At 62.0% G+C, this 12,505-nt stretch carries 11 protein-coding genes; 7 read left to right on the top strand and 4 right to left on the bottom strand.

The features are described 5' to 3' along the window. Positions 1-152 precede the first annotated feature (152 nt). Entirely contained in the window at positions 153-1,055 is a 903-nt protein-coding gene (locus ACIROW_RS20105; RefSeq protein WP_402278231.1) for a LysR family transcriptional regulator, read from the top strand. Positions 1,056-1,078: 23 nt separating this feature from the next. On the opposite strand, the gene ACIROW_RS20100 is transcribed toward ACIROW_RS20105, so the two are convergent. The 3 genes from ACIROW_RS20100 to ACIROW_RS20090 all read right to left on the bottom strand — a co-directional run bounded on the left by ACIROW_RS20100 (position 1,079) and on the right by ACIROW_RS20090 (position 4,189). Then, positions 1,079-1,939 carry a sulfurtransferase gene (locus tag ACIROW_RS20100; protein WP_402278229.1) on the bottom strand — a complete coding sequence of 287 codons (861 nt, stop codon included), beginning with the start codon at positions 1,937-1,939 and terminating at the stop codon, positions 1,079-1,081. 14 nt (positions 1,940-1,953) lie between these two features. Next, a complete protein-coding gene (locus ACIROW_RS20095; RefSeq protein WP_402278227.1) occupies positions 1,954-2,877 on the bottom strand; it encodes a DMT family transporter in 924 nt (307 codons plus the stop codon). A gap of 193 nt (positions 2,878-3,070) precedes the next feature. Beyond that, complete coding sequence (locus tag ACIROW_RS20090; RefSeq protein WP_402278225.1) at positions 3,071-4,189, bottom strand: aromatic ring-hydroxylating dioxygenase subunit alpha; 1,119 nt, start codon at positions 4,187-4,189, stop codon at positions 3,071-3,073. A gap of 223 nt (positions 4,190-4,412) precedes the next feature. Here ACIROW_RS20090 and ACIROW_RS20085 point away from each other — a divergent pair, with 223 nt between their 5' ends. The 3 genes from ACIROW_RS20085 to dxs are packed head-to-tail and all read left to right on the top strand — an operon-like array spanning position 4,413 to position 7,511. After that, positions 4,413-4,676 (top strand): exodeoxyribonuclease VII small subunit, encoded by a 264-nt coding sequence (locus tag ACIROW_RS20085; RefSeq protein WP_402278223.1) that lies wholly within the window; start codon positions 4,413-4,415, stop codon positions 4,674-4,676. Next, a complete protein-coding gene (locus tag ACIROW_RS20080; protein WP_402278221.1) occupies positions 4,673-5,590 on the top strand; it encodes a polyprenyl synthetase family protein in 918 nt (305 codons plus the stop codon). The genes ACIROW_RS20085 and ACIROW_RS20080 overlap by 4 nt, the downstream gene beginning before the upstream one ends. 58 nt (positions 5,591-5,648) lie before the next feature. After that, complete coding sequence (dxs, locus tag ACIROW_RS20075; protein ID WP_402278219.1) at positions 5,649-7,511, top strand: 1-deoxy-D-xylulose-5-phosphate synthase; 1,863 nt, start codon at positions 5,649-5,651, stop codon at positions 7,509-7,511. Positions 7,512-7,583: 72 nt separating this feature from the next. Here dxs and ACIROW_RS20070 read toward each other — a convergent pair whose 3' ends face one another. Next, a complete protein-coding gene (locus ACIROW_RS20070; protein ID WP_402278217.1) occupies positions 7,584-8,144 on the bottom strand; it encodes a cob(I)yrinic acid a,c-diamide adenosyltransferase in 561 nt (186 codons plus the stop codon). A 235-nt stretch (positions 8,145-8,379) separates the two neighbouring features. Here ACIROW_RS20070 and ACIROW_RS20065 point away from each other — a divergent pair, with 235 nt between their 5' ends. The 3 genes from ACIROW_RS20065 (at position 8,380) to ACIROW_RS20055 (ending at position 12,503) form a co-directional block, all read left to right on the top strand. Then, a complete protein-coding gene (locus ACIROW_RS20065; protein ID WP_402278215.1) occupies positions 8,380-9,789 on the top strand; it encodes an FAD-binding oxidoreductase in 1,410 nt (469 codons plus the stop codon). 101 nt (positions 9,790-9,890) lie between these two features. After that, a complete protein-coding gene (locus tag ACIROW_RS20060) occupies positions 9,891-10,781 on the top strand; it encodes a LysR substrate-binding domain-containing protein (protein WP_116434745.1) in 891 nt (296 codons plus the stop codon). Positions 10,782-11,015: 234 nt separating this feature from the next. Then, complete coding sequence (locus ACIROW_RS20055) at positions 11,016-12,503, top strand: FAD-linked oxidase C-terminal domain-containing protein (RefSeq protein WP_402278213.1); 1,488 nt, start codon at positions 11,016-11,018, stop codon at positions 12,501-12,503. Positions 12,504-12,505: the final 2 nt, after the last annotated feature.

The raw sequence follows: 12,505 nt of genomic DNA, 5'->3' as shown, positions 1-12,505 counted from the left end.
CACGATAAGCCCCTTCGCATTGCCGATGATGCATGGACTGTAGCGCCATAACCGGTGCGGCCGCCAATATCAAATGCGCCGTCCGAGTATCGCAAAACGGCATGGCGGCGGCAGCGCGATGGCGGCACAATACAGCGACACAATAGGCGCTCATGATTTCCATCAAACAGCTCAAGTACTTTGTCGAGATCGTCGCCGCCGGCAGCTACACGCGCGCGTCCGAGCGCCTGTACATTGCCCAGTCTGCGCTGAGCCGCCAGATCAAGGAGCTGGAAAACGACATTGATGTCGTTTTGCTAAGGCGCGACGCCAAGCAGGTCGAACTGACGCTGGCGGGCAAGGACTTCTACGACCGCGCGCGCAAGATCCTCGACGACATGGACCAGGCCATCGTGCAGGCGCGCCACATCGACAAGGGCGAACGCGGCGCCATCCGCCTGCTGCATTCGAGCTCGGTGCCGCTGTCGCCGCCGCTGGGGCCCTGTCTCAACGCGGTGCTGCAGGCATTCCCCGGTGTCACGCTCGAAATTTCCCAGGCCTCCTCCGAGCACCAGGCGCTCGACGTCGAAGAAGGGCGCGCCGACCTCGGCCTGGCGCGCACGCCAATCCTGCGCAAGCATCCCCATCTGGAAACCATCACGCTATATCAGGAGAAGCTGGTGGTCGCGGTATCGCTGCAGCACCCGTTGGCGCAGCGCGAGGTGGTCGACATCGCCGAGCTGCGCGACGAGCTGTTCGTCTCCATGCCGCATCGCGAGCGCGGCGGCCTCAGTTACCTGGTGGCCGAGCGTTGCATCGCGCACGGCTTCTTTCCCAAGCCGGCGCGCGCGACCTCGCGCAAGGCGTCGCTGCTGAGCCTGGTCAACGCCAATTTCGGCATCGCCATCGTGCCAGACAGCATGCGTGCAATCGCCGTTGCGGGCGTGCATTTCATCGATATACGGGAATCCGACTTCCAGTCGGCGGTGGTGCTGATGATGCGGCGCGATGCGCCGGTGATGGTGGGGCAGTTCGTACAAGCTTTCATGCAAGCCTTGCAGATGCCGGCGGCCTGAGCGCCGCCGGACTTGTTTTCTGCTTACGGCTGTGGGCCGGTCGCCACCGGACGCGACGAATCCGAACTCCATTCGCTCCACGACCCGGGATACAGGCGTGCGCCCGGCAAGCCGGCCACTTCCAGCGCGAGCAGGTTGTGGCAAGCGGTCACGCCCGAGCCGCACTGCATGACGGCCGCCTGCGGGCTGTCGATCAGTGCATTCCACTCGGCGCGCAAGGCATCGGCCGATTTGAAGCGGCCGTCGGCGCCCAGGTTATCCTTGAAGAAACGATTCTTCGCGCCCGGAATGTGGCCGCCGACGGCGTCCATTGTTTCGTTCTCGCCGCGATAGCGATCTGCCGCGCGCGCGTCGACGACGGTCAGCGACTTGCTGTCGAGATTGGCGACGACATCGCCGACATCGACGGTGGTCACCAGCGGCGCCTGCTCCTGCAAGTCGCCGCGCACCGGCGCTGGTGTTTCAGTCGACAACGGGCCGCCCTGCGCCTGCCATGCCGGCAAGCCGCCGTCGAGCACCGCCACCTGCACATGGCCGACCCAGCGCAGCAGCCACCACAGGCGCGCGGCGAACATGCCGCCGTGGGCGTCGTAGGCGATGACTTGGGTGCCCTTGCCGACGCCCAGTTCCTGCATGGCGTCGATGAAGGCCTGACGCGCCGGCAGCGGATGGCGGCCCTTGAACTTGCCGTCGGCGCCGTTCTTGGGGCCGGACAGGATTTGGTCGAGATGGGCGAAGCGCGCCTGCGGAATATGCCCGGCGGCGTAGGCTTGTGCGCCGGCGTCGGGATTGGCGAGGTCGTGGCGGCAGTCGATTACCAGCCAGTTGGCGTCGTCGAGATGGGCGGCCAGGTCGGCTGCGGAAATCAGGGTGGCGTAGGTCATGGTTATTCCTCTTCCTAAACTTCGGTGGCGATCGGATCGCTCGCCGGCAGATTGCTCGATTGTCGGGATTGTTGCTGAGAACGCTGATTGTAAAACGTCGAGACTACACCGCTCATCAGAATGATGCCGATGCCGGCCCAGCCCATCCAGCCCGGTGCGTCGTTCCAGATGAACAGGCCCCACAGGCTGGCGAACACGATGCCGGTGTATTGCAGGTTGGCCGTGACCAGCGTATTGCCGAGCCGGTAGGCGCGCGTCATGGCGATCTGGGCCAGCGTCGCGGTCAGGCCAATGGTGACGAGCAGCGCCAGGCCCTTGGCCGAATGCGCGTGCCAGAACGGGATGCGGCCGATCACCACGCTGCCGGCCAGGCCTGCCAGCAAGCCGGTGAAGGAGAAGTAGAACACCACGCGGTACTCCGGCTCGCCGAGCAGGCCAAGCTTGCGCACCTGCAGGTAGACCAGCGCCGACAGCACGCCGGAAAACAGTGCGATCAGCCCGCCCACCAACTGGTCGGAGTCGATCGACGGCCGCAGCAGCATCGCCACGCCGACGAAGCTCAGCAGCACCGTGCCGGCCAAGCCCCATTCAAAACGCTTCTTGCCCTGCCACCATGCGACGCCGAACAACATCGCGGCGATCCAGATCGACGACATGTAGTTGAGCGTGGTGGCGGTCGCCACCGGCAGCAGGCCGAATGAATAGAACCACAGCCACAGCGAAATCACGCCGACGCCGCCGCGGATGATGTGGTCGCGCGGGTAGGGCGTCCTGAGCGTGCCGCCGCGGATCTTGATCAGGCCATAGATGAAGATGACGCCGACTATCCCGCGGCACAGCACCACTTCAGCGGTGGAATAGTAGTCGGACGACAGCTTGACGCACACGCCCATGATGGAAAACAGGAAGGAGGCAACAAGCATCCAGAGGGATTGCATGGCGATACTCTATTCGAAAGCGAGGGCAAAAAAACAGGCAGCGCGAGCTGGAGCCGGCGCTGCCTTCGGATCGTACGTTAATCGGAGGTGCTGCAGAATTCGTCTGGCGTTGCAGATGCTGTCGGACTACATCGGGGACATCGCATCATCGGCGCTTTCTGCATGCTTTCCTCAAAAAGAATCAGAGTGAAATTCAGTTTTCCTGCACCGCAATCTGCGACCGGTACCACTCATGGAAGTGCTGCATGCCGTCTTCCATCGGCGACTGGTACGGACCGACTTCACTGGTGCCGCGATCCATGAGTATACGCCGCCCGGCATCCATGCGCAGAGCGATCTCGTCATCCTCGACGCAGGTCTCCATGTACGCGGCGCGTTCGGCCTCGACCATCTCGCGTTCGAACAGGGCGATTTCTTCAGGATAGTAGAACTCGACCACGTTGGTGGTTTTTTGCGGACCATTGGGCCACAGCGTCGACACCACCAGCACGTGCGGATACCACTCGACCATGATGTTGGGATACAGCGTCAGCCAGATCGCGCCGTATTTCGGCGGCTGGCCGTTGCCGAAGCGCAGCACCTGCTCCTGCCACTTCTTGTAAGTCGGCGAACCGGACTTGGCCAGGCCGTGATTGACGCCCACGGTCTGCACGCTGTAGTTCTTGCCGAATTCCCATTTCAGGTCGTCGCAGCTGACGAAGCTGCCCAGGCCTGGATGGAAAGGCTCGACATGGTAGTCCTCCAGATAGACTTCGATGAAAGTCTTCCAGTTGTAGTCGCACTCGTGCACTTCGACGTGATCGAACAGGTAGCCGGAAAAATCCAGGTCGCGCGTCACGCCCAGCTGCTTCAATTGCGCGGCGACGTCGTTGCCGTCCTTGCCGTTGTTTTCGAACAGCAGGCCGTTCCAGTTCTGCAAAGGCGTCTTGGACAGGTTCAGGCACGGCGTCTCGCCGAAATGCGGCGCGCCGATCAGGTCACCCTTGAGGTCGTAGGTCCAGCGATGCAGCGGGCAGACGATGTTGCGCGCGTGGCCGCGGCCGTCGAGCATCTTGGCCTGGCGATGACGACAGACGTTGGACATCAGTTCGATGCCGTGCGCGTTGCGCACCAGCATGCGACCTTCGTTTTCCCATGGCAGCGTCGCGTAGTCGCCGACATTGGGCACCATCAATTCATGGCCGGCGTAACGAGGCCCCTGTTGAAATAACTGGTGAATTTCGCGCTTGAAAAGCGCATCGTCAAAATAGACGTCAACTGGTAGTTGCGCGTTTGAGCGCGCCAGTTTGGCAAAAGTAGCAAGATCGGACATCTCCGCCCCCAAATTAATTTGCACCAACCTAAGAGAGAAAGAATCCGCAAAAACCTGGGTTCAAATAATATGAAGAGGAAATTTTGGACAGAACTGCGGATTATGCCATAAATCCCGTTATTCAGGGCGGATTGCGCGGTTGAATCGCCTGAAAATACGCCCTCGGCCGCCTATCTGTGGCGGATTGCACTAAAATGACGGGCTATATCTGAAATCAGCCACTATGCCAAAGAATCCCGTCAAAGCCAGCCAGCCCGCCTCTTTCGAAGAGGCCATGGAAGAGCTCGAACAACTGGTCATCCAGATGGAAGCCGGCGAACTCCCGCTGGAAGCCTCCGTCGCCGCCTACAAGCGCGGCGCCGAACTGGTCAAGTTCTGCTCGGTGCAACTCGACAAAGTCGACAGCCAGGTCAAGGTGCTCGAAGGCGACATGCTCAAGCCATTGGCCGGCACCGGCGCCGGTGAGTTTGCAGAGGACGAGGAATGAACGCGCGGATCGACACCAGCGCCGGCGCCTCGTTTACCGACTGGATGCAGCGTATCCAGGCCGGCATGGAAGGCACGCTCGACGCATACCTGCCGGCGGTCACCGAAATCCCCGCGCGCCTGCACCAGGCCATGCGCTACACCGCGCTGGACGGCGGCAAGCGCGTGCGTCCCTTGCTGGTGTACGCCGCCGGCGAGCTGTTCGATGCGCCGGCGCAATTGCTGGGCCGCGCCGCCGCTGCCGTGGAAATGATCCACGTCTATTCGCTGGTGCACGACGACATGCCGTGCATGGACGATGATGCCTTGCGCCGCGGCAAACCGACCGTGCACGTCAAATACGACGAGCCGACCGCCTTGCTGGTGGGCGACGCGTTGCAGGCGCAGGCGTTTTCAGTGCTGTCCGACAACGTCGAAGAGTTGTACGCCGCGCGCCAGCTGAAGATGCTGAACCTGCTGGCGCAGGCGGCCGGTTCGACCGGCATGTGCGGCGGTCAGGCCATTGATCTGGCCAGCGTCGGCATGACTTTGTCGCTGGCGGAACTGGAACAGATGCACAGGCTCAAAACAGGAGCGCTGTTGCGTGCCGCCATTTTGCTTGGCGCCTGCAGCGGCAAGAACCTGACGGTGGCTGAACAGGCTGCGCTGGAAGCGTATTCGTGCCCGATCAGCCTGGCGTTCCAGGTGGTCGACGACATTCTTGATGCGACGGCGGATTCCGCCACGCTCGGCAAGACCGCCGGCAAGGACGCCGCCGACAACAAACCGACTTACGTTTCCATCCTCGGCCTGAGCGAATCGCAGGCGCTGGCCGAAAAGCTGCGCAACGACGCCCACAAGGCGCTGGAACAGTTTGGCAACAAGGCCCGGCGCCTGCATGAACTGGCCGACCTGATCGTGCAACGCAAGGCATAAGCACGCAGCGGTATTTTCCGCGCGCGCAAGCAACCAATTAACGGTGACAAGACCCAGCATGCTCAATACGATAAACAGCCCCGCCGATTTGCGGCAACTCCCGCGCACTCAGTTGAAGCCACTGGCTGACGAGTTGCGCGCCTTCATCCTCGATTCGGTATCGAAGACCGGCGGGCATCTCTCGTCCAATCTCGGCACGGTCGAACTGACCATCGCGCTGCATTACGTCTTCAACACGCCGGAAGACCGCATCGTCTGGGATGTCGGTCACCAGACTTATCCGCACAAGATCCTCACCGGCCGGCGCGACCAGATGTCGACGTTGCGCCAGCTCGACGGCATTTCCGGTTTCCCGCGTCGCGCCGAAAGCGAACACGACACCTTCGGCACCGCGCATTCGTCGACCTCGATTTCCGCTGCGCTCGGCATGGCGCTGGCGGCCAAGACCAAGGGCGAAGATCGTCATGCCATCGCCGTCATCGGCGACGGTGCAATGACCGCCGGCATGGCATTTGAAGCAATGAACAACGCCGGCATCAGTGAAGACGTCAATCTGCTGGTGATCCTCAACGACAACGACATGTCGATTTCGCCGCCGGTCGGCGCGCTCAACCGTTACCTGGCGCGCCTGATGTCCGGGCAGTTCTACGCCAAGGCCAAGAACGTCGGCAAGTCGATGCTGCCGGGACCAATGCTGGAACTGGCCAAGCGCTTTGAAGAACATGCCAAGGGCATGATCGTTCCGGCCACCATGTTCGAAGAATTTGGCTTCAACTACATCGGTCCGATCGACGGTCACGATCTCGACTCGCTGATCCCGACACTGCAAAACCTGAAGAACCTCAAGGGCCCGCAATTCCTGCATGTGGTCACCAAGAAGGGCCAGGGCTACAAACTGGCCGAAGCCGATCCGGTGCTGTATCACGGGCCTGGCAAATTCAATCCGGCCGAAGGCATCAAGCCGGCCGCCGCCAGCAAGCAGACGTACACGCAAGTTTTCGGCGAATGGCTGTGCGACATGGCCACGCAGGACAACACCCTGGTCGGCATCACACCCGCCATGCGCGAAGGCTCGGGCATGGTCAAGTTCGAACAGAAATTCCCCGATCGTTACTACGATGTCGGCATCGCCGAGCAGCACGCCGTCACCTTCGCCGCCGGCATGGCCTGCGAAGGACTGAAGCCGGTCGTGGCGATTTACTCGACCTTCCTGCAACGCGCCTACGATCAACTGATCCACGACGTCGCCTTGCAAAACCTCGACGTCACGTTCGCGCTCGATCGCGCCGGACTGGTTGGCGCCGACGGCGCCACGCATGCGGGCAATTACGATCTGGCCTTCCTGCGCTGCATTCCGAACATGGTCGTCATGGCCGCCTCGGATGAAAACGAATGCCGCCAGATGCTGACGACTGCTTTCCAATACAAAGGCCCGGCCTCGGTACGTTATCCGCGCGGTTCCGGCAGCGGCGTGGCGGTGGAAAAGACCTTGACCACGATCCCGCTGGGCAAGGGCGAAGTGCGCCGCGAAGGCAAGGGCATCGCCATCCTGGCGTTCGGCACCATGGTGGCGCCGGCGCTGGCGGCGGGCGACAAGCTCAACGCCACGGTCGCCAACATGCGTTTCATCAAGCCGCTCGACATTGAACTGGTGAAGCAACTGGCGGCCAGCCATGACGCGCTGGTGACCGTCGAAGAAGGCTGCATCATGGGTGGCGCCGGCGCTGCGGTGTCCGAAGCGCTGGCTGAAGCGGGCATCGTCAAGCCTATCCTGCACCTGGGTTTGCCGGACCGTTTCATTGACCACGGCGACGCCGGCCAATTGCTGGCCAAATGCGGTCTCGACAGCGACGGCATTGCCGCCTCCATCGTGCAACGCTTCGGCAAGGACCAGCCGCGCCTGGTGGTCAACAACGGCTGAACGTGATGTAATGACGGCGACAATAAAAAAGCGGCTCAGGCCGCTTTTTTTACGTCTTCAGGTTTCCTTGTTCTAATTTTTATTCCTGTCCTTGTGCCATAGCACATCGCCGCCGCCGGCATGGCGATTGAGCACGCGCGCCAGCACGAAGCACAGGTCCGACAGCCGGTTCAGGTATTGGCGCGGCTGCGGATTGATCGCGGCGCCTTCCGATTGCGCCAGCGTCACCACGGCGCGTTCGGCACGGCGGCAGACGGTGCGGCAGACATGCATCTGCGCCGCCGCGCGCGAGCCGCCGGGCAGGATGAATTCCTTGAGCGGAGGCAAATCGGCGTTGTGCTTTTCCAGCAGCGCGTCGAGCTGCGCCACCTGGGCGTCGGCGATCACGCTGTAACCAGGAATGCACAGCTCGCCGCCAAGGTCGAACAGGTCGTGCTGGATCGCCAGCAATTCCGCGCGCACGCCGGCCGGCAGGTCTTCGCACAGCAGCAGACCGAGCTGGGAATTGAGTTCGTCCACCTCGCCCAGCGCATGGATGCGCGGCGCGTCCTTGGCGATGCGGCTGCCGTCGCCGAGTCCGGTGCTGCCGTCGTCGCCGGTGCGCGTTGCGATTTTGGAAAGTCGATTGCCCATGTTGTTCCCTGTTCTCTATTCTCTGTGCACTGCAAATCAAAAGCCAAGCATAGCTAAAAAATGAGCGTTCAGAGCTCAAGTTGTCAGACAAATATAAAATATGTCTGCGGCAAGAGAGTAAAATCCCACAGAGGTTTTGACGACAGGGCAGGCCGCTGCATGGCAGTTTCAGTGCTTTTCCGGCATGCAGGAATATTCCCTGGCGTCACTATTCCAACAGACAGAGAGACAGACAATGAACCATATCGTTGATGCGCAGAAACTGCGCAAGCCCGTTCCCGAAGCGTTGCTCACAAGCTTGCAGACACTCCTTGGCAATCGCTTTTCGACCACGCAGGCGATGCGCGAGCATCACGGCCGCGATGAGTCGTCCTACGATCCGATGCTGCCCGATGCCGTGGCGTTCGCCCACACCACGGAAGAAGTCGCCGCCATCATCAAGGCCTGCAGCGAACATCGTATTCCCGTCATTCCCTACGGCACCGGCACTTCCCTCGAAGGCCACGTGCTGGCGCTGCAAGGCGGCATCACGATCGATTTGTCGCAGATGAGCCAGGTGCTGGCGGTCAACGGCGAAGACCTGACCGCCACCGTGCAGGCCGGCGTCACGCGCAAGCAGCTCAATCTGGAAATCAAGGACAGCGGCCTGTTCTTCCCGATCGATCCGGGCGCCGACGCCTCCATCGGCGGCATGGCCTCGACTCGCGCTTCCGGCACCAACGCCGTGCGTTACGGCACCATGCGCGAAAACACCCTGGCGCTGACCGTGGTCACCGCCGACGGCAACATCATCAAGACCGGCACGCGCGCCAAGAAGTCCTCGGCCGGCTACGACCTGACCCGCGTCTACGTCGGCAGTGAAGGCACGCTGGGCATCATCACCGAGGTCACCGTGCGCCTGTATCCTCAGCCTGAGGCAGTATCGGCGGCGATCTGTTCGTTCCCGAGCGTGGCCGATGCGGTCAACACCGTGATCCAGGCGATCCAGGTCGGCGTGCCGCTGGCGCGCGTCGAGTTGCTCGACGAAAACGGCGTCAAGGCCATCAACGCCCATGACAAGATGACCTTGCCCGAAAATCCCCTGCTGCTGTTTGAATTCCACGGCAGCGAAAACGGCGTCAAGGAACAGGCAGAAGTCGTGCAGGAACTGGCCAACGACAACAACGCGCTGGGCTTCGAATGGGCCACGCGTCCGGAAGACCGCACGCGGTTGTGGACCGCACGTCACAACGCCTATTTCGCACTGCTGCAGATGCGCCCTGGCGGACGCGCGATTTCCACCGACTGCTGCGTGCCGATTTCACGCCTGGCCGAATGCGTGCTGGAAACCAAGGCCGACTGCGAAGCCAACGGCCTGATCCACGCCATCATCGGCCACGTCGGCGACGGCAATTTCCACGTGCAGATGATGGTCGATCCCAATGATCCGGCCGACATCGCCCGTGCCGAAGGCGTCAACGAACGCATGGTCGCGCGCGCCATCAAGATGGACGGCACCTGCACCGGCGAGCACGGTGTCGGCTTGCACAAGATGGATTTTCTGGTGCAGGAACACGGCGCCGGCGCCATCGACGTGATGCGCGCGATCAAGCATGCGCTCGATCCGAAGAACATCATGAATCCGGGCAAGATCGTACGCTGGTAGTCATTTGACAGTCATTCGGTTGCATTACCTCCAATAGCAGGCAGCACCCCGGGACGCGCCGCATGGCGGCCGTCCCGCAACAACAGCAGGTAGAACAAGACATGGCAACACGCCTTCCTCCCGTCCATGCCCTGTCCGCGTTTGAAGCGGCGGCGCGTCACAATTCATTCGCCGTGGCGGCGGAAGAACTCTGCATCACGCCGTCGGCGCTGTCGCACCGTATCCGTTTGCTGGAAGAGTTTGTCGGCGAGCGTCTGTTCTTTCGCGATGGTCGCTCGATCGGCCTGTCCGAATTTGGTCGCCGCTATCTCGACGTGGTGCGCTCGGCGCTGCGCACGCTGACCGATTTTCCGATGCCGCATCGCAACGCCACGGTGCAGCCCAAGGTCAAGATCATGCTGCCGCCGACCTTCGCGCGTCATTTGCTGGTTCCGCGCATCGCCGAGTTCACGCAGCGTTATCCCGACATCACCGTCGAGATGTACCTGTCGGTGCCGCTGTACGACCTGAGCCTGTCGGAGAGCGATGTCGAAATCCGTTTCGGCGCCGGCAACTATCCCAACTTCGTCACTGAAAAATTGTTCGAAGAGCCGGCCTTTGCCGTCGCCAGCCCGGCTTACCTGAAAACCATTCCACCGCTGAAGGGACCGCAGGATCTGCAGCACGCGATCCTGCTGCGCTCGGCGCTGGAACCCTGGCAACCGTGGTTCGAAGCCGCCGGCCTCAAGGACTGGCCGGAGCCGTCGACCGGCCTGCGCGTCGATGACCTCGGCCTGCTGCTGGAATCGGTACGCCACGGCTACGGCGTCGGCCTCACGCGCCAGCATTTCGCCGAAGAACTGCTGGCACGCGGCGAAATCGTCGAACTCTTCGACGTGCGCCTGCGCACGCCGCCGCACGCCTACTACGTGGTCTACGAAAAGCAGATCCGCGACCGGCCGGAGGTCGATGCCTTCATCGACTGGCTGCAGAACGCTTTCAAAAACATCTGAGGCGCCTGCTTCGCGCCTCAACAGGTTCGAGTCCCTGAAAGTTATTCACAGCGCGACGTGAATTCTTTTCAGTGCGCCCTGACCACGCTTTTCGCTTTCCCAGGCTGAAATTCGCTACACTTCAGGCATTGCGAAGACAATAGCGAGACAGGTACTTCAAAACCGGCACCATAAGCTGGAAAACAATTCAATCGTCATCGCCGCGTCCCAGCCCAAAGCCAAACGAGGTCACGCATGAACGCCCCAGTCGCCCCCTTATTTTCTCCCGCCCGCCAGCGCGAGGTGGTTGCCGCATTGAAAGCGGTGGTGCCGCCCCATTGCGTGCTGTTCGACGAGGAAGACACCCGCCCGTACGAGTGCGACGGCCTGGCCGCTTACCGCCAGTTGCCGATGGTCGTGGTCTTGCCCGAAAACGAAGCGCAGGTCGTCGCCATCCTCAAGACCTGCAACGACCTGAAAGTCCAGATTGTCCCGCGCGGCGCCGGCACCGGTTTGTCGGGCGGCGCGATGCCGATCGCCGACGGCGTGGTGGTGTCGACCGCCAAGTTCAACAAGATCGTCAGCATGGACAAGTACTCGCGCACCGCCGTGGTCCAGCCCGGCGTGCGCAACCTGGCGATCTCGGAAGCGGCCGCGCCTTACGGTCTCTACTACGCGCCTGATCCGTCGTCGCAGATCGCCTGCACCATCGGCGGCAATGTCGCCGAAAACTCCGGCGGCGTGCATTGCCTCAAATACGGCCTGACCGTGCACAACGTCCTGCGCGTGCGCATGGTCACCATCGAAGGCGACGTCGTCGAGCTCGGCAATGCCGGCCTCGATGCGCCCGGCCTCGACTTGCTGGCGGTGTTCATCGGCTCCGAAGGCATGCTCGGCATCGTCACCGAAGTCACCGTCAAGCTGGTGCCCAAGCCGCAGCAGGCGCGCGTGATCATGGCCTCGTTCGACGACGTGGTGAAGGGCGGCAACGCCGTCGCCAACGTCATCGCCGCCGGCATCATCCCGGCCGGGCTGGAGATGATGGACAAGACCAGCTCGCGCATGGTCGAGCCCTTCGTCAAGGCCGGCTACGACGTCGACGCCGAAGCGATCCTGCTGTGCGAATCCGACGGCACCAGCGAAGAAGTGGAAGAAGAGATCGGCCGCATGAGCGAAGTGCTCAACGCCAGCGGCGCCACCGCGATTGCCGTATCGCAGTCCGAAGCCGAACGCCTGCGCTTCTGGTCGGGCCGCAAGAACGCTTTCCCGGCGGCCGGGCGCATCTCGCCCGATTATTACTGCATGGACGGCACCATCCCGCGCAAACGGCTGGCCGAAGTCCTGCTCGGCATCGCCAAAATGGAAGGCAAGTACGGCCTGCGCTGCGCCAACGTGTTCCATGCCGGCGACGGCAATTTGCATCCGCTGATCCTGTTCGACGCCAACCTGGCGGACGAATTTCATCGTGCCGAATTGTTCGGCGCCGAGATCCTCGAGTTGTGCGTCGAAGTCGGCGGCACCATCACCGGCGAGCACGGCGTCGGCATCGAGAAGATCAACTCCATGTGTGTGCAGTATTCGCCGGAAGAGCGCGAAGCCTTCTTCAAGGTCAAGCGCGCCTTCGACACGGCCTTCCTGCTCAACCCCGACAAGGCCATTCCGTCGCTGCATCGCTGCGCCGAGTACGGCAAGATGCACGTGCAGCGCGGCGCCATCAAATTTCCCGATTTGCCAAGGTTTTAACG

The organism is Herbaspirillum sp. NPDC101397, from assembly GCF_044767325.1.
Classification (GTDB): domain Bacteria; phylum Pseudomonadota; class Gammaproteobacteria; order Burkholderiales; family Burkholderiaceae_D; genus Herbaspirillum.
This window is presented reverse-complemented; position numbering and strand designations above follow the sequence as displayed.

Coding starts and splice junctions, on each gene's coding strand:
- ACIROW_RS20105 (WP_402278231.1), top strand. CDS start 153: ATGATTTCCATCAAACAGCTCAAGTACTTTGTCGAGATCGTCGCCGCC.
- ACIROW_RS20100 (WP_402278229.1), bottom strand. CDS start 1,939: ATGACCTACGCCACCCTGATTTCCGCAGCCGACCTGGCCGCCCATCTC.
- ACIROW_RS20095 (WP_402278227.1), bottom strand. CDS start 2,877: ATGCAATCCCTCTGGATGCTTGTTGCCTCCTTCCTGTTTTCCATCATG.
- ACIROW_RS20090 (WP_402278225.1), bottom strand. CDS start 4,189: ATGTCCGATCTTGCTACTTTTGCCAAACTGGCGCGCTCAAACGCGCAA.
- ACIROW_RS20085 (WP_402278223.1), top strand. CDS start 4,413: ATGCCAAAGAATCCCGTCAAAGCCAGCCAGCCCGCCTCTTTCGAAGAG.
- ACIROW_RS20080 (WP_402278221.1), top strand. CDS start 4,673: ATGAACGCGCGGATCGACACCAGCGCCGGCGCCTCGTTTACCGACTGG.
- dxs (WP_402278219.1), top strand. CDS start 5,649: ATGCTCAATACGATAAACAGCCCCGCCGATTTGCGGCAACTCCCGCGC.
- ACIROW_RS20070 (WP_402278217.1), bottom strand. CDS start 8,144: ATGGGCAATCGACTTTCCAAAATCGCAACGCGCACCGGCGACGACGGC.
- ACIROW_RS20065 (WP_402278215.1), top strand. CDS start 8,380: ATGAACCATATCGTTGATGCGCAGAAACTGCGCAAGCCCGTTCCCGAA.
- ACIROW_RS20060 (WP_116434745.1), top strand. CDS start 9,891: ATGGCAACACGCCTTCCTCCCGTCCATGCCCTGTCCGCGTTTGAAGCG.
- ACIROW_RS20055 (WP_402278213.1), top strand. CDS start 11,016: ATGAACGCCCCAGTCGCCCCCTTATTTTCTCCCGCCCGCCAGCGCGAG.